Here is a 24,397-nt window from a genome sequence, read left to right on the forward strand (position 1 = left end):
TCTATCCGCCGATGGTCAACTGTTCATCATGAAGCGCTTCGACCGAACCGGCACCGGCCAATGGCTGGGCTTTGAAGACGGCTGCGTACTGCAAGGCCGGACACCCGAAGATAAATACTCCGGTAGCTATGAGCAACTGTCGAAATCCCTGGTTGCGTTCCTCTCGCCTTTACATCGCAAAAGAGGGCTGCACGCCTTGTTCCTGTCGGTCCTGGTCTCCTGGGCGGTCCGTAATGGCGATGCCCACTTAAAAAACTTCGGTATCCTATACTACCAGCCCTTCGGCGAACGCCAACTGGCACCCACCTACGATATCGTGTCGACCGTGCCCTACCTGAGCCAGGACGTACCGGCCCTGACGTTGGCCGGTCGCAAAGTCTGGTGGCCGTTAAACTACCTGGTCACTTTCGGCCGTAGCTCATGCAGTCTATCGCACTCCGAGATTCGCAACGCGCTGCAAACCACCGGTAAAAGCCTTCAGCAGCATGCACAGCTCATTCAGTAATACCGCCAATCCCACCCTAGTTTTTCCGAGGTGGGAGTTGCCATGGAAAAAGTTTTTCTGGACAGTGCCAAAGATATTAAGCAATTCTTATATAGGCATTAGTAGAAAAAATAACTCAGAAATTACTGGCTAAATTATAGCATCCATCATCTTGGATATATATTTTAACGCCTCTCTAGAGCAATAACGTAAAGCGTACTCCCTACATTTATAAAAATTAATAATATCTTCCTTAGGAGCGATATCATTCTTTATATAACACCAATCAATTTGGTCTGTCATGTCTGCTATAAGTATACTTGCCATCTGAAATTGCTTTTTATTTTCAAGTTCAAAAAACCTTTCATGGCTACTAGGTAATTTTTGAATATACTCATAAATACCAACCAATTCCACAGCATTCGAATTAATTCCATACCCTTTTAATTGATTGATGTTAGCGACTCCATTGCCATAACCACTCTCCTCGGAATATACAGAATGTAAAAGGCCTGCCAAACATGTATCGAACCCTTCGCCCCATTTAGACAAAAGATTATAAGTTTCTATGGCATGTGCCATATGCGTTCGTTCGTACAAGCAGTGCTTATGGTATTCAAGCTCCTTTAGCAAGGAAATACCCAGTCTATACTGCTCACACTGATAGTCTCTGTCTTTTATAGATTCAGTACCCATAATGCCTGTCATAATACCCGCCAATCTTGTCTAATGGGGTTCTCAAAAAGTCAGTGGTGTGCTTACTACATGCCAGATAAACAACCACGACGAATAGCGTTAGAAAACCAGCTACCAAAGAAACCTCGATAGATAATCTGTCTGAGATTACCTTTGAAATGAGCAGCCCGACAGGCACTCCTGCTTGTATCAGCAAGGAATGAATTGTTTGAAACATCCCTCTATTTTTTTCACTAATAGCAATTGATCTTTTTGATTCCACCGTCGTATTGTTAACTACCAATGCTACACCAAAAATTATGGATGTAATCATCCAAGCGAACTTATTTAGTGCAAATGAATACAATAAGAAGCAGAAGGACAGTACCAATAGGCTGGCAATAACCAATACACGATCAGATAAAAACCGAGAAAGCTCTTTATGAACATAAATAGAACCTATTATTACCCCCAGGGAAACAGCGGCCTCCATCAACCCTACATATATTGATGAAGCATCCATTACCTCTTTTACAGCTAAAGGAATTATAAAGGTTGAAAATGCCACAACTACGGAATTAATAATCAATGAACAAATAGACCACTCGAACTCAAATTTTACAGCTCTGTATTCACGAAAGTTTTTCAATGGATTCACAAATAATTTTGACGGCTCAAAATCAAAACATACCTTTCTCAAACCAAAGTTTAATGCGAACATTGGCACACATGCTGCCAAAAGAACTAAAATCAAATAATTTAGGTTGAAAACTTCATATCCAGCAAATCCAATTGTTAAGCCTGCTGCATTTGATACTGCCATCAAGAAGAAAGAAATTCGATATGCTGAATGTAACTGTTCTTCACGTACCACATCAGGGATCAATGCGTTTACTGTTGGGGCATAATATGCATCTATAACACCTAATAGAAATATCACTAAAATTAGGTAGCCATAGCTTTCTGTATTGATGAAATATAAGTATGAAACCAACGCAGGGAACATAATCAATTGAAGAATCAAGATAAACGTATATTTATCAATATTATCTGATACGTTCGGGAAAAAACCTCCAAGAAATATTCGTGAAGAGAAAAATGCTACAGGCAACCAAATAGTTAGCAAAGGTGCCGACTCCAGAGTAAGCCATATCGCCAGTGCAAGTAATATCTTAATAACTACTGTAAAATACACTTCTGTTGATTTTAGCTTTAGGAACTGTTTCATTCTAGTGCCTCAGTCCGAGAGTCATCATTTGCTTCGTGATCAAAGATAGTATGTGTTCTCCTGTCTTAGTAAATATTCCATTGTCACATACAATTTCATGGGTATTGAGTATGAGGTCTGATAATTCCATAAGGCGGTCATCAACATTTTCTCCATGATTATATGAAAGCACGTCTTTACATTGATCGAGTGCGACATAGGATTTTACAAGGACAAATAGGGCATGGAACAGTCCAAACATAGGCCTATAGTCATCTCTCAAAGGCGCAGGAAACCTCTCCTCCGAAGGATTTAAGACAAGCTCATCTGCACCATTGTATGCAAATAGCAGGTGATGAGCTAATTCATGAATAATATGCTCTACGTAATAAGATACAGTATTCTTCTCATCAGCAAGTATTAAGACGAGGCCATAAGTGTAATAACTGCTTGCGGAACGGATATGATATCCTTCACTTTTAGCACACAACGCTATTTCCTGGATAAAGGTCTTTAATTCGCGTTCGGAATTGGGAAGTTTCGCGGCAATAATGTCTAATGCCTTATTTGCCTTCTCTTTTTCTAACATGAACAACGCTTCGCTTGTTAGCTCTCCCGCAACCACCCCTTTGTCATCTTTTCTTAGCATTTCTTGAACTAGATCATAGTCTGCTTCTAAAAACTCTTTTGAATATGGCACCAAATCGAAATTACGTCTGATTTTTCCTTTCTTATGTTTTAGGACATTTTTAATTAACTCTTTTCCTAATTTATACTGACCACTCTCGACTGCTTCAACAGCCAAGTTGTATTGCGCAAAAGTTTGCCAAGAGAAAATTACAGGTTCTTTCCCTCCTATACAAAACTGCTTCATTAAATAATTGACAGATTCCACAAATGGCTGAACAAGGGAGTTCTTAAGTTCGAGATAATTATAGTCCCCGCTGACAATGTCTGCGTTCATAAATCTCACCAATCCTTTTCACTAAAAGGCCCGGTATTTAAAACCGGGCCAAAAGGCTAAAATACTAAATCAAGCCTTATCGTTTACAACCCACGTAGCTGCGGCCTGACTTTTACTTTTGAGAAGTTTTGATGTGTCAATAGTCATTTGCATTTCCTTTTGGCTAATTAATGATATTGTTCCTTGGCAAGAGCAATTAGAAAGTAACCAGCCTTAAACCATCGTTCAATAAGTGTTTTAGGAAAAAAGACAATCTTGTGATCTGATTCGAAAGCATATTGCTATATGCTTCACAAAATTCACCACAGCACCAAAGGTTTTTCAACGTTATCGGTCCAGGCACCACCAGAACATTCAAATATCGTCTTTTAACGACGATTTAAACAACAAGCAATCGCTGGTTGTAAATGATATTTTTTACATCCCCCTGTCGATGCTCCAGCACCCCGTTCGACTATTTTATAAAAGGCGCCGCGAGACCAGCCCGTTGACTCCCTGTCTCCATTCAGGTGCGGTGACCCTGCGCTGGAATGCCCGAAATGTCACTGCAAGGACATACATCATGAGCACACCATCCAAAAACACAATTTGCCTCTGGTACGACGGCGGTGCCGAAGAGGCGGCCCAGTTTTACGCCGAGACCTTTCCTGATTCGTCAGTGCAGGCCGTACATCGTGCTCCGGCAGGCAACCCCTCAGGAAAAGAAGGGGACATCCTAACTGTAGACTTCACTGTTATGGGCATCCCGTGTTTAGGGCTTAACGGTGGGCCCGCATTCGCCCACAGCGAGGCTTTTTCGTTTCAAGTGGCCACCGATGACCAGGCCGAGACGGATCGCTACTGGAACGCCATTGTCGATAATGGCGGGCAGGAGAGCATGTGCGGATGGTGTAAGGATAAGTGGGGGCTGTCGTGGCAGATAACTCCGGTCGCGCTGACGAAAGCATTCACCAACCCCGACCCTGCCATTGCCAAACGCGCCTTCGAAGCGATGATGGAGATGAAGAAGATCGATATCGCCACCATTGAGGCGGCTTGTCGCGGCTGAACCTTCACACTAATCCTCACCGGATAAGGCCGCTAGAGTGATTCCTGGTTGACGGACACCGATAATGAAATAAAGGGACTGCCGGTGATTACATCTCAAGTTTCGGAGTTCGCTACAGGTTAGCGACGGGTGGCAGGGCTGCTCTTGCGGGGGTATCTGAGGCATGGATGCCGAAGTTAAGCCTACATGGAGGTATTCACGGCGCCCCCGCAAGAGCAGCCCTGCTATCCGGCGCGGACTCATGGCACTGCAGCCAACTCGAACTCCGAAACTTGGGTTACGCCACCGGACACGTCCCCTGGCACCAAAGCCAAACCAACCTCCATTTAGTTTGCACACCCACCCCCACCTTGCCAGAATGCCCTGAACGCAACCGGTACCCCGAACGCTGATGTTGGACCAAGCCCCCAAGCAACTCAAAGCCGAGACGCTGCCTCTGCAAGGCCGCCAACTCATTGAGGCCAGCGCCGGCACCGGCAAGACCTACAACATCACTCGGTTGTACCTGCGCCTGCTGCTGGAGCAACAGCTCAGTGTTGAACAGATACTGGTGATGACCTTCACCAAGGCCGCCACCGCCGAACTGAAAGGCCGCCTTGGCCAGCTGATTCGCCAGGCGCACGACCACTGGGGCGAGATAAACGAGCCCTTCTTTACCGAACTCGCCAGCCGCATCGAGGCCCCCAAAGCCCGCGCCCTGCTGCACAACGCCTTGCTCAACCTCGACGAAGCCGCCGTGTACACCATTCACGGCTTCTGCAAACGCGCCCTCACCCAGCAAGCCTTCGCCAGCGGCATCAGCTTTCACGCCGAGATGGAAGCCGACAGCAGCGCGCTTATTCTCGAAGCCCTGCAGGACTGGTTCCGCCGCGAAGCACGCGGCGATGGTTTCGAACACCTGCAAAGCTACTGGGCGACACCGGACGACTTCGCCAAAGAATGGGGCCGCACCATCGGCGGCAGCGAAACCGTTGCCGAACCGGAACTGACGGACCCGCAAGCCGAATGGAACGCCTTCTGCCAGCACTGGGCTGAAGAAGCCGAGGCGTTTTACACCCTGAACGTCAAACCCCGCCGGGGCGACGCCAGCACCGCTGAGTGGCAAGCCAAACTCGATGAACTGACCGAACTGAGCCGCCAGCCCTGGCCCGGTGCCGTGCCCGAGGTGTTCACCGGAAAATTCAACAAAGACGCCTTCAGCACCGCCAAAAAAGAAGCCGCCCTGCCGCACCTGCAAGCGCTCGCCCAACAACTGGCCGGCATGGAACGCGAACACAAAGCCTGGTGGGCCTGGCAGGGCATTACCTTCGCCCGCGCGCACCTGCTCGCGAGCAAAGACCGGCTCGACCAGCTCGACTTCAACGACCTGATCATCCAACTGCGCCAGCGCCTGCAAGACGCCGACGCCGGACCCGTGCTTGCCGCCAAGCTCGCCGAGCAATTCCCGGTCGCCCTGGTCGATGAATTTCAGGATACCGACCCGGACCAGTACGCCATTCTCGACGCCCTGTACCCCAAAGGCAGCCAAACCCTGCTGTGCATGATCGGCGACCCGAAACAGGCCATTTACGGCTTTCGCGGCGGCGATGTGTTCGCCTACCTGAAAGCCCGGAACGACGCCGACCAGCGCTGGCACATGGACACCAACTTCCGCTCGCACCCGGCCGTGGTGCAGGGCTACAACCGACTGTTTTATGGCGCGCACCCGCTCGATGCCAACGGCGAGGTTCGCACCGGGGCATCGGGCGCAGACGTATTCGGGTTCGGCATCGATTACCTGCCGGTGAAAGCGGGCCGAACCGACATGCCCGACATTCACGACCCGGCCGATCGCGGCGCCGTGCAATGGTGCCTGCTGCCCGCCACCGAAGACGAACCCAAAGGCTACAGCCGCACCGCTCTGGATACCCTGGCCGACTGGTCGGCCCGGGAGATCCGCCGCTTGCTGGCTGAAGCCCGGCTCGACGACAACCCGGTGCAACCCGGCGACATCGCCGTACTGGTGCGCAGCAAAACCGAAGCCGAGGTCCTGCAAGCCGCCCTGCGCGAGCACCAACTGGCCTCGGTGTACCTGAGCGCACGCGACAACGTTCTGCAAAGCCCGGAAGCCGACACCCTGGCCCTCGCTCTGAACGGCATTCTCAACCTCGAGAACGACCGCGCCCTCATCGCCGCGCTCGCCACGCCCTGGTTCGGGTACGACACCGACCGGCTGTTCCAACTGCAAAACGACGAACACGCCTGGGCCGAAGCTCTGTTCGAACTGACCACCCTGCGCGAGCGCTGGTTCAGCCAGGGCCTGATGAGCATGGCGCTGCAACTGTTCCAGCGCCACGTGCGCCCGCACCCCCAGCGCCACGAACGCACGCTCACCAACAGCCTGCACCTGCTCGAACTGCTGCAACAGGCCAGCCAGCAACACCGCCAACCCTGGGAACTGCTGCACTGGTTCGACCAGGTCCGGCAAGACGACACCCTGGCCAACATCGCCCAACTGCGGCTGGAAAGCGACGCCAACCTGATTCAGGTGATCACCCAGCACGGCGCCAAGGGGCTCGAATACCCCATCGTCTTTCTACCGTTCGTGAGCTACGGGCGCAGCAAACCCAAACAACCGCCGATGCTGATTCGCTACCACGACCGCACCGACTACAACGCCGTGCTCGCGATGAACCCGACCGACACCGAACGCGAATGGTTCGATGAAGAACAGGCCGCCGAAGACATTCGGCTGTTGTACGTCGCCGCCACCCGAGCCCAGCGCCGCCTCTACATCATGGCCGCCGAGTTCAAGGAACTGGCCCGGTCACCGCTCGCCCGCTGCCTGCAAACGAAAACCTTCGGCGCCCTGACCGAACAACTCGACGACTTCGCCCAACACGGCAACGGTGCGGTACTCACGCTGGCCGATACCCCGCTGGCCGACGCACCCGAACCGGTTAAAGCCACACCCACCAAAGCCCACGCCGCCGTGTTCCGTGGCCGCATTGAACGCGACTGGTGGCTCAGCTCCTTCTCGGCGCTCACCCGCAACGCCCGCCACGGTGGCCTGACCACACCGGACCGCGACCAGGACGAACCCGAACAAGCCCCGGTCGCCCCGCAAGACCGCCCGCTGCGGTTCCGGCTTGCCCGGGGCGCCGAAGCCGGTAACCTGCTGCACGACGTGCTCGAACGGCTCGACTTCGAACAGCCGGATTTCAACACCGAACTCGCCTGGGCCGAACACCGCTACCCCGCCCTGCTGCCCAGAGACGCCCAAGCCAACACCGACGAGCCAACACCCCAAGGCACCAGCCCGCTGCGCCCTGCTCTGGTGGCCTGGCTGAACGACATTCTCAACACCGAATTACCCAGCGGCGCCTGCCTGGCCGACCTCAGCCGGGCCCACACCCAGCGCGAAGCCGCCTTCTATTTCCCGATGGCGAGCAACGGCCAGGGCCTGGCCCGCATATTGGCGAAGCACCGGAACGTATCGAGTCCAATGGGCCCCGGAGGCGTTGTTATGGGCGTATCACTGCCCGAACCGCCCCGCCTGAAAGGCATGATGCACGGCTACATCGATTTGATTTACCAGTGGCAGGGCCGCTATTACGTGGTCGACTACAAATCGACCTGGCTCGGCGACCGCCTGGCCGACTACAACGACGCCGCCCTGACTGAGAGCGTGCACGCCAGCTTCTACGACCTGCAATACCTGCTCTACACCCTGGCCCTGCACCGCTACCTGCGCACCCGCCTGCCCGACTACAGCCCCGAACAACACCTAGGCGGCGTACAATACCTCTACCTGCGCGGCATGACCCAGGGCCAAACCACCGGCATCTACCACCGCGCCCCGGACCTAACCGCCCTACACGCCCTCGACACCCTGTTCACCGGCACGGAGACCCCAGTATGACTAGCCAGCCACACTCCGTTGCAGATCAGCCCACCGGGCGACAGGAAACCACCCAGCCACTGCTCGCTAACGCGCGCCAGCGCCTGGCCAACATCCAAAACATCGACCTGTATCTCGCCGCCCAACTCTGCGACTGGCTCAACTGCCCCGAAGACTGGCTCTTCCACAGCATCGCCGGCGCCAGCCACACCCTGCAGCAGGGCCACAGCTGCCTCTACCTGCCCGCCTGGGCCGGCAAAACCGAATGGCAGAGCGACGATAAACCGGGCTACACCTTCCCGGCCCTGGAAGACTGGCTAGCCCAACTCAGTGCACTCCCCATCGGCCCGGACGACAACGCCCCCATCGTGCTCGAAGACGACCGCCTCTACCTGCGCCGCTACTGGCAATTCGAACAGGAACTGGCCACCCAATTACGCCAGCGCCTGCAAGCCGATGCCAGCGCAGAGGCCATCGACACCAAAGCCGCAAAAGCCGCCCTGCACACCCTGTTCCCGGCGCTCGCCAAGAAAGGCGCCACCGCAGAACCCGACTGGCAAGCCATCGCCGCCGCCAACGCCCTGTTCAACGGCTTCAACATCATCGCCGGCGGCCCCGGTACCGGCAAAACCTACACCGTCACCCGGCTGCTCGCCCTGCTGGCCATGACTAGCCCGCACGACCTCAACATACTCATGGCCGCCCCAACCGGCAAAGCCGCCCAGCGCCTGGCCGAATCGATCCGCGATGCCAAAACAGACCTCGCAGGCAGCATCGATATGCTCACCCTGAACAGCATTCCCGATGAAGCCAAAACCCTGCACCGTCTGCTCGGCGTCATCCCCAACCGGCTCGACTTCCGCCACAACGAACGCAACCCGCTCGACTGCGACATACTGCTGGTCGACGAAGTCTCCATGGTCGACCTACCGATGATGACCCGCCTGTTCCGCGCCCTACCGGAACACACCAAAGTCATCTTCCTCGGCGACGCCGACCAACTACCCAGCGTAGCCGCAGGCTCCGTACTGGCAGACCTGGCCCAACGCCCCCACCCGGGATACAGCCAACAAAGAGCCAAAGCCCTAAAAACTCTAGGCCTAACAGTCCCACTCGCTACAAGCTCGCAGCTCGCAGCTCCAAACTTTCTCACTTTCCTTCAACACAGCCGCCGCTTCGGCCAGCACAGCGGAATCGGCCGCCTGGCCAACCAGGTCATCAACGGCGAAGCCGAAGCCAGCCTCGCCACCCTGAAAAGCGACGCCGAAGACCTGGCCTGGATACCCGCAGACAAAGCCCAACAACAGATCAGCCACTGGGTAGACCACTGGTACCGCCCCATTGCCGATGCCGCCAACAAAACAGACGCCTTCAACGCCCTGTTCCAGTTCCGCCTGCTGTGCCCGGCCCGGGTCGGCCCGCTGGGCGTAGAAGCCCTGAACGAACGCATACTCAAAGCCCTGAACCCAACCCGAGCCCCCTTCTTCAAGGGCCAGCCGATCATGATTACCGAAAACCACTACGGCGTAGGCCTCTATAACGGCGACATCGGCCTCATCTGGCCCGACGACACTAAAGGCCACCTAATGGCCTGGTTCCAGACCGGCGACAGCGACTACCGGCCACTGGCGCCCGGGCGCTTGCCCCGGTTCGACACCGTGTATGCAATGACGATTCATAAAACCCAGGGGTCTGAGTTCGAGCGGGTAGCGATGGTGTTGCCTGAGCAGGCGATGGGGTTGTTGAGCCGGGAGTTGATTTATACCGGCTTGACGCGGGCTAAGCGGGAGTTGTTCGTTGTTGGGGGTGAGGGGATTTGGTGTGAGGGGGTACGTCAGCGAGTGGCGCGGCATTCGGGGCTGAAAGACCAAATTCGATAGCAGAATATATCCTGACTGACGTCGTATTGCAGCTAAGCGGCCTCTATTAGGAGTTTAGGTAGTCTGTCAGCTCTAGCAACTCTTCTTTTATCGTCGTCCAGTGTGCCGATAGATCAACCGTGCACACTTTCATTCGATGGCCATGAATCTTGTAGTCTAGCCTCAATCGCTTATTAATAGCAGGATAAAGCAACATGCCCTCCGCAGTCGCATCGGGGCCTTGACGCTGTTCAAGGTTTTTCAAATAGGCAAACAGCTGATACAAATGGCTCGAATGAACCCTTTCTCTTTCATAATTCGTCGTTAAAGTCTTTGTGTAATACTTCGCATCGATGATCAGCGTCTTGGTTCCGTTTCGCAGGGAAATATCTGTTTCCATGGTTGGCAAGTACTCTGAGCTCTCTTTGGTGGGTTCATCTTGCATCCACTTTATTCTATCCTTCTTTACGGCCACTCCCCTGCATTCAATACGGTAAAAGTTATAAAGAAATGCTTCAAAGACCGAGGCCATTCTTTTGTCATCTCTCACGAAATCACGAAACCGATAACGGCCAGACTGTTCGTCTACCAACAGGCTATCGACCACCAGCTCACACACACTTAAAAGGAATCGATAAAAGCGCGCATTACCATGATGCTGCACCTGTCGAAATAGGCTTTTCCGTATGGGCGGGCAATCAATGCCATCCATCTGCTGATAGAGCCTGCTCAATTGATGCCTGAGACTCGGATCTACTTCATAAACACACGATAGGTGGTAGATGGTAGAGCGAAGAATCTGATTACTCAGCGTGTTGAATGTCAGCTCATCAAATTCACAATGAACAAATCCTTGTGGGGGCAGCGCTCGGCTCGCGGTTACTGCCATGTTAATCCGACCACGCACCCCAGGAATCGTCTCCCTCCGGCTATGATAGCCTTGCTCAAGCCCGCGCCTGGACAAATGACGTATGCCTTGAATCAAAACGGACCCAAATAAGTCCACCTGCCTAGTAACGTCTAGGCCGCTAACGTCGACCACCGCAGCCTCATCTAGCTTGTCCCACGCATAAACCAGCAAATAATAAAGATTCTGTATTGGTATGTTGTCTTTCACCATCCAGCTCCTGCTGACCCTTAAACAAGCAAGTCATCGATGATTGCACCCGCTTTACTAGGATTATCAAACCAATACTCTCGAACTAACGGCCCGATCTCATACTCAATGACTTGTTCATACCACTCGTTGTCATAGACGCCCGTACCAGAACCTCCACAAAAAAAGCTATGACCAATACAGAAACCTTTGCCAAGATTAACGCTGTCTTGAGCAATTTTTTCATTGAGTGTACTCATCCGACCAACGACTTTTTCTAGCATCGCATCCTCAACACCTGCACCACGGAGCGCTCGGGTGAAGCCTTCGCTTTCAAACTCCGGTTTTAGATCAACAAATGCAAAGCGACGCCTCAGGGCATAATCCACCATGGCCAATGATCGATCTGCAGTATTCATCAGACCAATGAGGTAAACATTTTCGGGCACATAGAATCGTTCGCGCAGATCTTTACTGTACGTCAGTGGCACTGTCCAACCAGGCCCACGTTTGTCGGCCTCGATCAGTAGCATGAGTTCGCCAAAGATTTTGCTCAAATTGCCCCGGTTGATTTCATCAATGATGAAAACGTAGGTGTTGTCGAGGTCGTTCGCAGCCTTTGAACAAAATTGATGGAATAGCCCGTTCTTTAATTCGAAGCCCGCGTCATTAGGTCGATATCCCTGAATAAAGTCTTCGTAGCCGTAGGATTGATGGAACTGAACCATATCCATCCTGTGCTGGGCCTTCTCTCCCATTAACGCATATGCCAGTTTCTTCGCTATAAACGACTTACCGACGCCGGGTGGGCCTTGAAGTACGATGTTCTTCTTCAAACGGAGAAGACTCAGCATGCGCTTGATTTCGACCCTATCAACAAACACATCCTTCATTAACGAGTCTACGGTGACATACTCTGGCTCTTCTTCTTCGACGCCCATGCCATTCGTTGCTGGTGGTGTACTGGATTCTGGCGTTGGTTGTGTACCTGTTATTTCTCGGTACTCTAGAATCAGCTCAGCCAAGTCGGCATCCACTTGTTCTTTGTCCAAAATTTCTGACAAATCATACACGGCGTGAACATAGGAATCTCCATAACGAATCGCCGGCTTGCCCAACTGCTCCCTAAAATAGTCGTCGACGGTTTGTGCGCTCTCGACTTTTGGCCACATCAATAGAGGTTGGCTGGTAGAACTAACGCCCTTTGCCAAAATCAATGTCCGATCCGCTTTGTAGTATAAGTAAACTGGGTATATCCCTTTGGTGGGCGTTTGCTCCTTGGCCAAGAAACCTACCCAAGGAACATGAGCTTGGTTGCCAGCACCAAAACTGATGCGCATGGTTAGACCCGCATGTGTACCTGGGTAATCTTTTGTACGCAGAGCCTCAGTATGAGCCTGCTCTATAAAAGTGAGTAAGGTTTGGTAGATAGATTCATTCTTAGTACTTTCTTGCGATTTCGTTGTGTTTTTCCACATTGCGACCAACGGTGGTACATACCAGTCTAGCTGCCTCGTTTCGTATTTTTCCTCCTGACTGGCTCTAATGTCAGTCAGCTCTCGATCTATCTCGTATGGAGATAGTTTGCTGATGTTACCGGTTATCTCTGGTTTGAACGCCTTGATAATTCTAGTGCGATCCGAGCTACCAAACACGCGCTCAAACGAATCGGGATACAGCAAGTACAACAGCATATGGCGGAACTGCCTATTGTCATTATCAGGCACGGCTTCAAGCCACTGTGCAAAATGGCTCCCATCCTCAGTCAGATGAATTCGCTCACTGTCTGGCAACGACATCAACCGGTGGAACAAATTGATGCAATACACCAACTCTCGCCAACGGTGATTGTTATACGCTGTTCCACCACTACCTATACCCGCCAAAACATCATCACTAAGTAGCGATGGGGTTTCTGGCAACGGCTGCTCAGCCCAAGATAATATCGATTCTATGTTCTCGCGTTTCTTACCAGGGCCGATGTTGTCAGGCGCCAGCAGCATTAACCACATTATTTCAGCACACAATAGCTTTGTGTTTTTAGTGGCGGGCTCTAACTGTTTTTCCAGCTTCTGTAAAAAATTTCCCTCGCCATAATCCAAGTTATTGACGAAATACGTCATCAACCCCTCAAGTGACTCCATATTCCAGATATCACCGAGGCCAAACATCGATCGCCCTTCTAGCAGGCTTGCCTTGTACCATTGCTCGGCGGCCGACAAGGTCGCCTCCACTTCCATAGGCCCGCAGTAACGACTCATAGCTCCTCCTTACTAAAATCTAAGACTCTGGCAGTAAAATTACTGGATATGAATCACAGGCCTGGCCTCTTGGTACGTTTGATTACGGGTACCGATGCGACAACAACCCACCTAACCCGAATACAGCTCGGTATATTGGTGTGATTTCGGCCCGGCGATCAGTTCAAGGCGCCTTTCGACTCCCCACCAGCCTATGCCGACAGGTTAGACTTTACTACCGGTTATAGCCCTTCAACATCGATCCCGTGCTCCGCCAACCACTGCTTGCGATCTTCATAATCCGGCATAGCGCGCTCAAGGCGCAACCAAAATTCCGCCGAGTGGTTATGTTCGTGCAGGTGTACTAACTCGTGCACCACCACGTATTCAGCAATGCGCGCGGGTAGCAGAATGGTTTTCCAGTGAAAGTAGAGCATATCGCCCTTGCCGCAGGAGCCCCAACGGTAGCCCAGGTCCTGCACTTTTAGACCGGCGGGTTTTACTTCCAGGCGGGCGGCGAAGTCCTGCACGCGCTGCCAAAGCCAGGCTTTGCCGCGCAGGCTGTACCAGCGGATAAAGTGTTGCCGGGCTTCGGGCAAGGCGTCGCGGCGCAGGTGAAAGCGGCCGTTGACCAGCTTAAGCGGCTCTGCCTGCTCGTCGCCCACCAGATTCAGGCGGTGATGGCGGCCCAGGTACAAAAAGCCCTCGCCCTGCACAAACTGTTTGTGGCGAATGGTTTTCTGCATCAGCGCCTTTTCGGCGAGTTTTTTGTACACCCACGGCTGTTTACTGCGCACAAAGGCTTCAAGCGTTTCTAGATCGACACCCGGCGGGACGGTCAGGCGCAGGGAGCTGTCCCGCTCCACGGTCAGTTGCAGGGTCTTACGATGCGGGCTCTCGCGCACCGGAATCGTCAGGTCATCGACGGTGACGATCATTCCTGTTCCAGCTTGTAGCTGTTGGCCTTAGCCAGCTCGCGCAGTTTATCCACCAGCGGCGGCACATCGTTAAAATCCAGCAGCTCGCTGTCGACGATGCGCTCAAACAATTCCTGCTCCAACGACTCCTGCATTGGGCGGCGGTGGGGTTGCCAGAAGCTGGAGGTTTTTACCTCGCGGCTGATGTATTCCACCAAGCTTTCTGTGAGGGTTATCAGGTCTGCCTCTACCACCATGTCCGGCTGGGCGTCGCCGCATTTGGCGGCGCGCAGCATGCGGTAAAACGGCAAGTAGTGCTCCGGCACATCGGGCAGGCCCGCCTCGTGCAGGGTGCTGCCGCTCGCCACCTCGTCGATTATGGATTGCAGCGCGGCGATCAGCTCGTCCCATTGCCCTTCCAGGCCGTCCAGAATTTCTTTTAAGCGCTCACTGAGCTTGCCGTAGTAAACCGGGTCTTCATCCAGCTTTTGCTGCACATGGCTGCGAATGGCGTGCTCCATTTCCGAGGCCACGGCTTTCTGGGCTTTTTCCGGGTCAGCATTGTAACTGGCGACCTGCTCGCGCACTTGGTTAAGCTGCTGGCTGAAGCTGGCGTCAGTGAGGTTGACCGGGGCGATTTTCGGGTCGATGCCCAGGGAGATCACATGGTCGTCAATCAGCTTGCGCACCTTGGCCCCTACGTCCTTACCCAGCACCGGCCCATCGCGGTAGCGGCGCCGGGCGGCGGCGTAGATCATCGCCAGTTGCTTGGCGTCCTGGGTAAAGGGCAAGGCCTCCGGGCGGGGCAGTACCAGGTCCAGGCTCTGCATAAAGGCCTTTACCTTGACCCCGAACTCCTGACGCAGGCGCTCGCTGTCCAGGGTCTGCACGCAGGTTTCGATATCGTTCAGGTCTTCAATGCCACGGGCGCGCAGCACATCCACCGCCCGTAGGTGGCGGTCGCGCAGGGCGGGGATTTCGTCTTTCAGGCTGCGCAGAGCGCCGTCCACGTCCTCATCACTGTAGGCGGCCAGTGCTGCTTTCAGGTGGTTGGCCACGCCGTAGTAATCCACCACAATGCCTGCGGTTTTGCCGAAGCCTGTGCGGTTGACGCGGGCGATGGTTTGCAACAGCTCCGCCTCACGAATGGAGCGGTCCAGGTACATGACGCCTTCAATCGGCGCATCAAAGCCGGTGAGCAGCATGGATTTAACAATCAAAAACGCCAGCGGATCGCTATTGTCTTTACTGGCCGCTTCTTTGGGTGCCTTTTCTTTCGATAATAGGGGCCTTTTGAAACGCTCGATGGCCAGATCTTGGGCGGCGCGGTCGGTGTGTTCGGCCCACTCACTGCCGTCGTTATTATCGCCGGAGATAATGGTGGCAAACTGCAACTGGCCAATCAGTTCGCGGTAACGCCAGGCTTGCACCAGCGCCTGCATTTTCGGGGACTTGCGGCACAGCTCTTCGTCGTCCAGAGCCTTAATGTCCGGGCTCAGGTAGGCGGCCTCGCCCAGCAGCTCGTCGCGGGCTTTTTCAAAGGCACCTTTGTAGCGCACCGCCGCCAGGCGACTGTAGGCCACCACTTGCGCCTTAAACCCATTGGGCAGAATGTAAGTGACATAGTGGCGCAGCATGTCCCGCGCTTTTTCTTCAATCAGCTTGGGCGCTTCCAGCACATTGCCTTTGGTGGCGTATTTCTTTTTGATGGCCTCCAGCTCTTCATCGCTTTTGCCGGCAAAAAAGTCTTCGAATAATTCATCCAGGCTACTGCCGTCTTTCACCGCGCCCTGCACCGTCCGGCCTTCGTACAGCACGGGCACCGTGGCACCGTCGGCTTCCGCCTCGCGGATGGTGTACTTGTCGATAAACTCACCGAAGATCTCGTGGGTGCGTTTTTTCTCCCCCATGATAATCGGCGTGCCGGTAAAGCCGATGCGTGCGCAGTTGGGCAGGCTGGCCAGCAAGTTGGCGTGCAGGTCGCCGGCCTGGGTGCGGTGGGCCTCGTCCACCATCACCAGAATATCTTCGCTGTTGTTCAGTTGCTCAAAGTCACCGAGCTTACTGGCCTCGTCCCGGTATTTTTGGATCATGGCAAACACCAGCCCCGGCCCGTCCTGGCGCAGGATGTTCTTCAGGGCCTGGCTGTTTTTGGCGATTTGCACCGCCTCGCCACTCAAGGTGGCGGTGCCGGAGAGCTGCTTTTGCAGGTCGTTGCGGTCGGTGACCACCACCACTTTAAAGCGGCGCAGGGCCGGGTCCGTGCGAATGCGGCGCAAGGCGAATACCATGGTCAGGCTTTTGCCGGAGCCCTGAGTGTGCCAGACAATGCCGCCACGGCGGTCGTATTCGCCGTCCTGTTTGCGGGTTTTGCCGTTTTTCAGGCGGTGAATGGCTTTGACTACGCCGCGATACTGCTGGTAGCGGCACACCAGCTTGATGGTCTGGCCGCCGGTGGTCATAAACAGGGTAAAGTGGCGCACAATATCCAGCAGGTTGGCTTTATCCAACATGCCCGCCACGGTGCGCTGCTGGGGCGAGAGGCTTTTAACACCCAGGGCTTCGGCCACCTCGGCCTCGGTGCGCTGGGGGTTATCGATACCTGCCACGGTTTTCCAGGGCAGGTAGTGACCGCTGCCGGCAGCCAGGGTGCCCACCAGGCACTCATCAAAACAGGTGGCCAGCATAAACTGGTTGGTATTAAACAGCGCCGGCGCCCCTTCGTTATCGCCCACCTCGCCCTGGGCAAAGCGCCGGTTGGAATAACGGCGCAACTGGTCGATGGCCTCGCTCACCGGCGCGGAGCTGGCAGTGGGGCTTTTGCATTCAATCACCACCAGGGGAATGCCGTTGACCAGCAGCACCAAGTCCGGAATCACATGCTGCTTAACGCTGTCGTGCCCCGGCGGGCACTGCACCTTGAACTGGTTAATCACGGTAAACTGATTATTGGCCGGGTTTTCCCAGTCAATGTAATGAATGGTCCGCGAGCGCCCGCCGTCCCAATCCGCCAGGCCGTCCACCACAAAGCCTTCGATTAATAATTCCGTGGCGATCTGGTTGGCCTCCATCAGCCCCGGCGCGGCAATTCGGATAAGAGCGGATACCGCACTGCTGATGCGCTCCTCATCCAGCCATTCCGCTTTTTCGCCGCTGTGCAATGTGCGGGTGTTAATCCGTTTTAACTGGGCGCGCAGCACTTCGGTTTGCAGAACCTCGGCAAAGCTCTTGCGCCCGGTGGCCGCCGGGTTTTCCGGGCTGCCGGTGGTAAAGGTCCAGCCCATAGCCACCAACTGGTCGATTAAGGGCTGTTCGCTGTACTGTAACTCCGGGCCCATAAACAAACTCCTGTTAGCTGGCTTTGGCGGTGTTGATTAAAGAATTGACGCGGACGCGGCCGGTTAGGAGATCGTCCATTAGGCCGGACTTTTGTTTTTTGAGTTTATCAAGCAGGGATCTCTCATCATCAAGCCTTGTACTTTGCTGATAACCGAATGTGCAGATGAGACTTTGTTCACTTGGCGATGGCCGCTTCAAGTACAGACCTTTCAGCTCATTCAGAGTTAACACTTTCTGCGCATTTCCAATTACAACTTTCTCCGTTTGCCTCATGACAAAGTCGGATGACATCCAATGGAACAGATACTCGCTGTTAATCTGCTCTTCATCCGGTGATATGTATGCAATATTTCGCTCAAAGCCGAAATTCATATCGCGATCGACGTACGCCGCATGGCCGTACGATCCTACTACAGTGAATAAGACCATGCCCCGATGCGGGCGACTTCTTTTAGATATCTCATTAAACGTTTTTTCTGTGGTAAATGCGGCTTTGTTCCAGTCGATATAGCCGTTTCTAATACAAGATACAAAAAGGAAGGGAACACCCTCCTCACTGCGTTCAACAGCATAGTGGACACCGTCACTAATCTTGTTCGAAACATCGGAAAGTTTTTTTACATCCCACTCCCTCGGAATCCACCCCAGCGGCGATTCCTTATAGAGTTCGGGAGCTTGGTCGCGGGGTGGGCGGAGTTGGCCGTTGGCGTCGATGCCGCGCGTCAGCAGATCGTGCAGCAGGCCCTGTTTGACCTGCTGCAGCTTGGCGATAATGGCCTCGGTTTGGCGGATTTGGGTGTCCAGGGTGTCGAGGATATTGGCAATAGTTTTCTGTTCCCCGCGAGGCGGAAGTTGAAGAACCCGTTTCTTGACCGCTCGTCCACTGATATTGGCTTGCGTGGTTTGACCTGAATCCTTTAACCACTCTGGCCTAATAAAGCAAAGGGTGTGATATAGAAAATTCACATCACATGAAAATGGTGGCATTAGAGCGCAGAGTGCCTGATTGGCCGCTAGCTCAATGCTAGTTACTTTGGGCAGCCCGATAGTCCCATACATTGACACAAGAACGGTGCCGGCAGGGTATAGCTTTGCGGAGGAGTTCTTTAAAGCAAGATCAGTAACCTTTAGCTCGCACTCAGATAAATATTTTGAGCTTGACCTGCTCAAATCCTCGGTCTTGGCAAATGGATAGCCGTCCGCCTCAACGTAATATCTTTTATCTCCGGATGTAGGAGTCCCGCCGCTAGTGATCGCCGAGGAAACTTGTTCCAGGGTCGTCTCAGTCCAAGTCGGTTTCGCATCAGACATACCCCAAACCCTCCAAAAAACCAGCCAGTTGCTTCGCCGCCTGATCCCGCTCTTTTTCAATCTCGGTCAGCGTCACCTGATATTTATCCCACCAGTTTTCCACGGCGGCGATCACCTGCTGGCGCTGGCCACTGATATAGCGCACGACGATGGTGTGCATATCGTTGTGGAGGATATTGAGCAGTAGCTCGGCGGCCTGGGCATCGTCCAGAGCGTCCACACTGGTATTCAACTCATCCGGCAGGGCGGCCTGCTTTTCCTTGAGCTTTTTCGCGTTGGCGGTGCGCTGTTGTTTCCAGGTTTTGATCTGTTTTTCCAGCGCGGCGATCTCCGCTTCGCTCAGTGGCTCGTTATCGCTTTCGTCATCATCGTCGCAGGTTTTAGGCAGTTGCTCTTCGGCCGCTTTGATTTGGGTGTCCAGTTCGGCTTTGCGGTTATCCAGTTGTTGCAGCTCTTCCAGAAAGCCGTTTAATAAAAACTTCACCAGTTTGTGTTCCAGCGGGTCGTCTTTGTTGTTTTTATCTTCCATGGCGGTGAGGATGCTGGTGCGCCAGGCGTCGACCACGCCGCGGCTGTCGCGGGCCATTAGGGTTAAAAAGTCGTACTTTTGTTGGTGCCAGAAGCCGGCGATCATGCCGCTGATTTGAAAGTCATCCAGCAGACCGATGGGTTTCAGGCTTTCGCTAAAGCTGTTCAGCAGCTCTTGGCGCAGGGCGGCGTATTCCCTATGTTTGGCCAGGGCGGTAATGCTCTGGCTGTGGTTTTGCCACCAGTGGTTGAAGGCGTGGCGCAGGGCCTGCTCCTGGGCCTGCACCCCGGCGTTTTGCTCAATGGCGGGTTTGATGTCCGCTTTTTTGCTTAACTGGTCGTGAAAGAGCTGGTAGCCAGGGTCATTGGGTTTGGGCTGGAACAGGTCCTCAGGGTCCAGACCCTGGGCCTGAAGCAGGGGCAGCTTGGTTGCAATTTCCGCCTCGGGTATGCCGCCCACCAGGTGGGCGTGTACGTCGTGGGGCTCCGGCGGCGGGGCGTTGTCCGCGTAGCGGCGGATGTTCAGGTTGTAGCCGTTTTCGCGCAGGGTATCGGTGCTGATGATGCTGGCAAAGCCGGGGATGTTCCGCCCCTCGCCTGCGGCAAAGGCCTCGTAGACGGCGGCGATTTTTTCGATGTGCTCGGGCATCAGGTAGTTTTGCGCCCGGCCTTCAAAGTATTCCCGGTCGGCGTTGATAAACAGGGTTTTGCCCTGGTTGTTGGGGTGCTTGCTGCTCACTTGCTGGGCGCCCTCGCTAACGCGCTGGCGCAGCACCAGTATGCAGGCGGGAATGCCGGTGCCGTAAAACAGGTTGGGCGGCAGGCCAATCACCGCCTCCAGCAGATCGTGCTCAACAATGCCGGCGCGGATGCGCTGTTCGTCGCCACCGCGAAACAGCACGCCGTGGGGCAGTACCGTGGCCACCATGCCGCCGGGCGCGCACACGGCCAGCATATGCTGCAGGAACATCAGGTCCGCCTTTTTGCTGCCAAGGGGCACCTCGCCGTACTGGAAGCGCTCGCGGTGCAGGGGCTGGAACACCAGCTGGCCGGTTTCGTCTTCGTCCTTGCTGCCGAAATTGATGCTAAATGGTGGGTTGGTAAGGATGCGGTCAAAACGCTGCAGCTCGCCGCCCACAGTATGACGGGGCTTTTCCAGGGTGTCGTCGTTCTGCAAATTGGCTGTGGTAATGCCGTGCAGCAGCATGTTCATTTTGGCGATGGACCAAACGGTGCCGGCGTTTTCCTGACCGTAGCAGTCCAGCCGGTAGCCCTCGCCGCCATGCTCGTCGATCCATTCCTTGGCGGCAATCAGCATACCGCCCGAGCCGCAGCAGGGGTCGTAGACTTTGTGGTTCTGCTCAGGCTTTAACAGCCTCACCATCATGCGCACCACCGGGCGGGGCGTATAGAACTCGCCGCCCTTTTTACCGGCGGAGTCGGCAAAGTCGCCAATCAGGTATTCGTAGGCGGCGCCCAGCAGGTCCGGGAATTCAAAGTCCCGGTCGCGCAGGCGGTACTTGTTGAAGTGGTTGATCAGCCCACGCAGCTTGATATCCGGCAGCTTGCTCTGGCCCACCTTACGGTTGAAGTCGATATGCTCCAACACATCCTGCAGACTGGTATTGCCCTGCTCCAGCCCGCCCAGGGCGATGTTGAGAGCATCGCCGACGTTTTTGTGCACCTCCTTGACCAGGTGGCTCCAGCGGGAGTTTTCGGGCACATAGAAGGAATTTTTGTACCAGAGCCGGTTTTCGGCGATTTCATTGGCTTCTTGCTCGGACTTGCCTTTGGCTATTTGGTCAGCAATCACCTGCTCGCGGCGCTCTTCGAACACATCTGAGCAGCGCTTGAGGAATAGCATACCGAAGATGTATTCCTTAAATTCCGAGGCGTCCATCTTGCCGCGAAGAATGTCTGCGGCGTTGAATAAGTGTCGTTCGAGTTGAGTAAGGGTTAGGGGCATGTAACGTCCTGATAGATGCTCATTTTTTCCAATCGTAACACCTGGGTGCAAATGTGAGCGGATTTTATGAGAACTCTCGGAACAGATGGCGGCGCTTGCGTGGGCGGAGTCAACGAAGGTCCTTGAAACAATACGGTCCTAGTTAGCCACGGCTGGCTTCCATATTGACATTTTATGCCGCCCGCATAGCACTAAACCCCTTAAAAACCGCGTAGGCCATTCAGCCTAAACCCCAGCATTCTACTCATCGGCTTCCACCCTGGCCACTGAACAACTGAGTCGGCCCAGGAGCCCTATATCGCCCGGCCAACCAGATCGGGCTGGCCATGCTGGGTGAACTTCACCGTCCATTCCAGCCCGCCCATCAGCGCCGCACCGGAGAAATTGGCACTGCCCACATAGGCCGAGCCAAAACCGGTATCCCGTTCGAACAGCCAGGCTTTGGCGTGCAGCCGGGTGCGCCGACCATCCAGCGAGACCCGCACTTCGCAGTTCGGTAGCTCGGCCAACTGGTTCAGGGCTTTCTGGTCGGTCGCGCCGGTGTAGGTGGTGGTGAGCACGCGCACACTGGCCTGGCTGCGTCCCTGGCCATCGGTCGCGGTAATGGCCTTCAGGCGGTCGAGCAGCTTGCGCACACCGGATACGGTGATGAAACTCACCAGAATATCGACATGGTTGCAGCTGTTCAGCTCGGCCTGCAGTTCGTGCAGCAACGCCGGGGAATCCTTGCCGGCGGTGAACAGCCAGGGCTGGGCCAGGCCGATGGTTGGGAGTTCGGGCTTGAGCCCCTTTGGGTGGAGCGAACGCAGAGCCTGGGGTTCGAATTGGATGATATTGCCGGGCATTGGGGGTTGCTGCAGGGAGGCCAGCAGTTGGTTGACCCAGGCCAGTTGCTCTTCGGCTTTCTTACTGGTTTTTGTGGCCTTGATGTCTTTTAAACGCGCCAGTAAGTGCTCGGCTACCGCCGTGGCCAGACGCTCCGGCAGGTTCGCTTCGCTGATCTTCTCGAAGGTGGCTTCCAGCAGGGTGTCGTCCACTTGCTGGTGAAGGTCCTCGGTTGCCAGAAGGTCGTAGAGGCCCTGGTAGAGTTCATCCATGTTGGGGTTCCCGGTTACAGCTTTGACCAGGTTCGCATGGTTTGGGTGGGGATGCCAGAGGGGCGCAAACGACACCGCTTATTTGCATGGTTATCACAAAAGGCGGAAACTGATCGGGTGTCAGCACTCTGTCATCTATGCTCTAGATTGGCTTCTTAAGGATAGCGAATGAAAAACCTTATCAAATGGACTGCTCCATTTTTGCTTGTCGCTTGTGCGACCCAAACGCCTCAAATGGCGGACAACGAGTCGTCCGTGTCTCCCGAACAACAACGGGCGGCTCAGGAAGCGCAGCAAGCCACTGTGCAGTTGGCGCTGAAACGCAAGATTGCTGTCGGTCGCCTCTCGAATGAAACGACGTATGGCAAAAGTCTGCTCAGCAGCACGTCGGACGACAGTGTCTCGCTGAAAGTGACGGATATGTTCGTGCAATCCCTCATCAACAGTGGCAACTACTTGGTGTTTGAACGGCCCGATATTTCCTTGCTGCAAAACGAAGCGGAGCTGACGGGTACCGAAGTCAACATCATTGGGGTTGATACCCTGGTGATCGGTTCGCTGACAGAATTCGGTCGCTCCACGACCGGGGAGTCGGGGTTTCTGTCCAACTCGAAAACTCAGGAAGCGACGGCAACCATCGATCTTCGTCTGGTGGATACAGCTACCGGCCAAGTACTGGACTCGGTCAGCGGAACCGGGTCGTCGTCTATTGAAAGCTCCACCACCATGGGTTTTGGCTCGGTGGCGAGTTACGACGGCAGCTTGAATGACCAGGCCATTGGTGCTGCGGTAAATGCCGCTGTAGAAGAAATGACCCAGCTGATGCTGACCAAAGTGTGGACGGCCGATGTACTGACGGTCGAAGATGGCCTGGTCTATTTCAGTGGCGGTGAGAGCCAGGGCATTCAGCCAGGCATGCAGTTTGCGGTCTTCAAGAAAGGCCGGCAGGTAAAGTCGTCGACCACCGGGTCAACCATTACCTTACCTGGCCAAAAAGTGGCTGACCTTAGGGTTTTAGGTACCTTTGGTGACACCGAACTTGAGGAAGGGTCTTTCGGTGAAATTACCGGCGGCTCCATCGACGGCTTAGACATCGACACACTGGAAGTTCGGGAGGTGCAATCATGAAGTGGATACTGCTGCTTACCATCACCATCGGGCTGACGGCGTGCGTTCAAAGCCCCACACAAACCACCACAACGGTTGACAACCGCCCGCGCGTTGCGTTCGATGAGAAGCTGCCGGGCGAACCCACTGACTACACCGTCTTCGTCGATGGCATTTCCTATGGCTTAATGAGCCAATATCTGGTCGACGAAGCCACGTTACGCCTGGTGGAAGGCACACACCTTATCGAGGTAGAGGGAGCCTCTGGTGTTATCTTTTCCACAACCGTGTTTCTGGGTGCCTCGTCAACACGCGTTATAAAAGTGGTTTCCTATGAATAAGGCACTGCTGGTGTCAGCAACTCTCATACTGAGCCTTACCGGTTGTGCCACGCAATCTGGTTTGTATAACTGGGGCAACTACGAGCAGGACTTGTTCAACTACTACCATGAGGCCGATGCTCAGGAAGAAGCGGCCACCAACCACATCGAGTTTGTGTCTGAAATTGACCAACGTGGTGAAACACCGGCCCCCGGCTTGCTCGCCGAGGCCGGAACCTTTTATTTACTGGCAGGTGACGAAGAGTCTGCGATTAAGTTCTATCAAATGGAATTCGACACCTGGCCGGAAAGCCGGCCAATGATGGGCATTCTGATCCAAAACCTGGAGAACAACTGAC

17 protein-coding genes are annotated in these 24,397 nt (G+C 54.3%); 7 read left to right on the plus strand and 10 right to left on the minus strand.

Features of this window, described 5'->3' with window-relative positions:
* Positions 1 to 19: 19 nt before the first annotated feature.
* On the plus strand, positions 20 to 505 hold the full coding sequence (locus ABJT94_RS07625) for a HipA domain-containing protein (RefSeq protein WP_348474634.1): 486 nt from the start codon (positions 20 to 22) through the stop codon (positions 503 to 505).
* Positions 506 to 634: 129 nt separating this feature from the next.
* Here the strand turns inward: ABJT94_RS07625 and ABJT94_RS07630 are convergent, their stop codons facing one another.
* From ABJT94_RS07630 to ABJT94_RS07640, 3 genes are read right to left on the minus strand one after another with little or no spacing between them, the layout of a single operon-like run.
* Positions 635 to 1,192, minus strand: coding sequence for a DUF6817 domain-containing protein (locus ABJT94_RS07630; RefSeq protein ID WP_348474630.1), 558 nt, complete (start codon positions 1,190 to 1,192; stop codon positions 635 to 637).
* Entirely contained in the window at positions 1,170 to 2,387 is a 1,218-nt protein-coding gene (locus ABJT94_RS07635; protein WP_348483092.1) for an MFS transporter, read from the minus strand. The genes ABJT94_RS07630 and ABJT94_RS07635 overlap by 23 nt, the downstream gene beginning before the upstream one ends.
* A 1-nt stretch (position 2,388) precedes the next feature.
* A complete protein-coding gene (locus ABJT94_RS07640) occupies positions 2,389 to 3,330 on the minus strand; it encodes an HEXXH motif-containing putative peptide modification protein (RefSeq protein ID WP_348483093.1) in 942 nt (313 codons plus the stop codon).
* A gap of 562 nt (positions 3,331 to 3,892) precedes the next feature.
* On the opposite strand from ABJT94_RS07640, the gene ABJT94_RS07645 reads away from it, so the two are divergent.
* The 3 genes from ABJT94_RS07645 (at position 3,893) to recD (ending at position 10,138) form a co-directional block, all read left to right on the plus strand.
* Complete coding sequence (locus ABJT94_RS07645; RefSeq protein WP_348476389.1) at positions 3,893 to 4,378, plus strand: VOC family protein; 486 nt, start codon at positions 3,893 to 3,895, stop codon at positions 4,376 to 4,378.
* 391 nt (positions 4,379 to 4,769) lie between these two features.
* Positions 4,770 to 8,279, plus strand: coding sequence for an exodeoxyribonuclease V subunit beta (gene recB / locus ABJT94_RS07650; RefSeq protein WP_348476387.1), 3,510 nt, complete (start codon positions 4,770 to 4,772; stop codon positions 8,277 to 8,279).
* A complete protein-coding gene (gene recD / locus ABJT94_RS07655) occupies positions 8,276 to 10,138 on the plus strand; it encodes an exodeoxyribonuclease V subunit alpha (RefSeq protein ID WP_348476386.1) in 1,863 nt (620 codons plus the stop codon). Before recB ends, recD begins: the two co-directional genes overlap by 4 nt.
* A 46-nt stretch (positions 10,139 to 10,184) precedes the next feature.
* Here recD and mcrC read toward each other — a convergent pair whose 3' ends face one another.
* The 7 genes from mcrC to ABJT94_RS07690 form a co-directional block, all read right to left on the minus strand.
* A complete protein-coding gene (mcrC, locus tag ABJT94_RS07660) occupies positions 10,185 to 11,237 on the minus strand; it encodes a 5-methylcytosine-specific restriction endonuclease system specificity protein McrC (RefSeq protein ID WP_348476385.1) in 1,053 nt (350 codons plus the stop codon).
* Positions 11,238 to 11,254: 17 nt separating this feature from the next.
* Complete coding sequence (locus ABJT94_RS07665; RefSeq protein WP_348476384.1) at positions 11,255 to 13,474, minus strand: DUF3578 domain-containing protein; 2,220 nt, start codon at positions 13,472 to 13,474, stop codon at positions 11,255 to 11,257.
* Positions 13,475 to 13,695: 221 nt separating this feature from the next.
* A complete protein-coding gene (locus ABJT94_RS07670) occupies positions 13,696 to 14,391 on the minus strand; it encodes a SprT family zinc-dependent metalloprotease (RefSeq protein WP_348476383.1) in 696 nt (231 codons plus the stop codon).
* Positions 14,388 to 17,708: a type I restriction endonuclease subunit R gene (locus ABJT94_RS07675; RefSeq protein ID WP_348476381.1), complete on the minus strand. Its 3,321-nt coding sequence runs from the start codon at positions 17,706 to 17,708 to the stop codon at positions 14,388 to 14,390. The genes ABJT94_RS07670 and ABJT94_RS07675 overlap by 4 nt, the downstream gene beginning before the upstream one ends.
* A gap of 13 nt (positions 17,709 to 17,721) precedes the next feature.
* The gene (locus ABJT94_RS07680; protein ID WP_348476380.1) at positions 17,722 to 19,020 is read right to left on the minus strand and encodes a restriction endonuclease subunit S; all 1,299 of its coding nucleotides are present in this window, start codon (positions 19,018 to 19,020) and stop codon (positions 17,722 to 17,724) included.
* Positions 19,013 to 21,514 carry an N-6 DNA methylase gene (locus tag ABJT94_RS07685; protein ID WP_348476379.1) on the minus strand — a complete coding sequence of 834 codons (2,502 nt, stop codon included), beginning with the start codon at positions 21,512 to 21,514 and terminating at the stop codon, positions 19,013 to 19,015. The genes ABJT94_RS07680 and ABJT94_RS07685 overlap by 8 nt, the downstream gene beginning before the upstream one ends.
* 293 nt (positions 21,515 to 21,807) lie before the next feature.
* The gene (locus ABJT94_RS07690) at positions 21,808 to 22,611 is read right to left on the minus strand and encodes a restriction endonuclease PLD domain-containing protein (protein WP_348476378.1); all 804 of its coding nucleotides are present in this window, start codon (positions 22,609 to 22,611) and stop codon (positions 21,808 to 21,810) included.
* 168 nt (positions 22,612 to 22,779) lie between these two features.
* Here ABJT94_RS07690 and ABJT94_RS07695 point away from each other — a divergent pair, with 168 nt between their 5' ends.
* Genes ABJT94_RS07695 through ABJT94_RS07705 form a run of 3 tightly spaced genes read left to right on the plus strand, consistent with a single transcriptional unit; the run spans position 22,780 to position 24,396 of the window.
* A complete protein-coding gene (locus ABJT94_RS07695) occupies positions 22,780 to 23,739 on the plus strand; it encodes a CsgG/HfaB family protein (protein ID WP_348476377.1) in 960 nt (319 codons plus the stop codon).
* Positions 23,736 to 24,059, plus strand: a complete 324-nt coding sequence (locus ABJT94_RS07700) for a hypothetical protein (protein ID WP_348476376.1) — start codon at positions 23,736 to 23,738, stop codon at positions 24,057 to 24,059. Before ABJT94_RS07695 ends, ABJT94_RS07700 begins: the two co-directional genes overlap by 4 nt.
* A complete protein-coding gene (locus tag ABJT94_RS07705) occupies positions 24,052 to 24,396 on the plus strand; it encodes a DUF4810 domain-containing protein (protein WP_348476375.1) in 345 nt (114 codons plus the stop codon). Before ABJT94_RS07700 ends, ABJT94_RS07705 begins: the two co-directional genes overlap by 8 nt.
* Position 24,397 lies beyond the last annotated feature (1 nt).

The sequence above is a fragment of the Saccharospirillum sp. genome, from assembly GCF_039982735.1.
GTDB lineage: Bacteria > Pseudomonadota > Gammaproteobacteria > Pseudomonadales > Natronospirillaceae > Saccharospirillum.

Coding starts and splice junctions, on each gene's coding strand:
- ABJT94_RS07630 (WP_348474630.1), bottom strand. CDS start 1,192: ATGACAGGCATTATGGGTACTGAATCTATAAAAGACAGAGACTATCAG.
- ABJT94_RS07635 (WP_348483092.1), bottom strand. CDS start 2,387: ATGAAACAGTTCCTAAAGCTAAAATCAACAGAAGTGTATTTTACAGTA.
- ABJT94_RS07640 (WP_348483093.1), bottom strand. CDS start 3,330: ATGAACGCAGACATTGTCAGCGGGGACTATAATTATCTCGAACTTAAG.
- ABJT94_RS07645 (WP_348476389.1), top strand. CDS start 3,893: ATGAGCACACCATCCAAAAACACAATTTGCCTCTGGTACGACGGCGGT.
- recB (WP_348476387.1), top strand. CDS start 4,770: ATGTTGGACCAAGCCCCCAAGCAACTCAAAGCCGAGACGCTGCCTCTG.
- recD (WP_348476386.1), top strand. CDS start 8,276: ATGACTAGCCAGCCACACTCCGTTGCAGATCAGCCCACCGGGCGACAG.
- mcrC (WP_348476385.1), bottom strand. CDS start 11,237: ATGGTGAAAGACAACATACCAATACAGAATCTTTATTATTTGCTGGTT.
- ABJT94_RS07665 (WP_348476384.1), bottom strand. CDS start 13,474: ATGAGTCGTTACTGCGGGCCTATGGAAGTGGAGGCGACCTTGTCGGCC.
- ABJT94_RS07670 (WP_348476383.1), bottom strand. CDS start 14,391: ATGATCGTCACCGTCGATGACCTGACGATTCCGGTGCGCGAGAGCCCG.
- ABJT94_RS07675 (WP_348476381.1), bottom strand. CDS start 17,708: ATGGGCCCGGAGTTACAGTACAGCGAACAGCCCTTAATCGACCAGTTG.
- ABJT94_RS07680 (WP_348476380.1), bottom strand. CDS start 19,020: ATGTCTGATGCGAAACCGACTTGGACTGAGACGACCCTGGAACAAGTT.
- ABJT94_RS07685 (WP_348476379.1), bottom strand. CDS start 21,514: ATGCCCCTAACCCTTACTCAACTCGAACGACACTTATTCAACGCCGCA.
- ABJT94_RS07690 (WP_348476378.1), bottom strand. CDS start 22,611: ATGGATGAACTCTACCAGGGCCTCTACGACCTTCTGGCAACCGAGGAC.
- ABJT94_RS07695 (WP_348476377.1), top strand. CDS start 22,780: ATGAAAAACCTTATCAAATGGACTGCTCCATTTTTGCTTGTCGCTTGT.
- ABJT94_RS07700 (WP_348476376.1), top strand. CDS start 23,736: ATGAAGTGGATACTGCTGCTTACCATCACCATCGGGCTGACGGCGTGC.
- ABJT94_RS07705 (WP_348476375.1), top strand. CDS start 24,052: ATGAATAAGGCACTGCTGGTGTCAGCAACTCTCATACTGAGCCTTACC.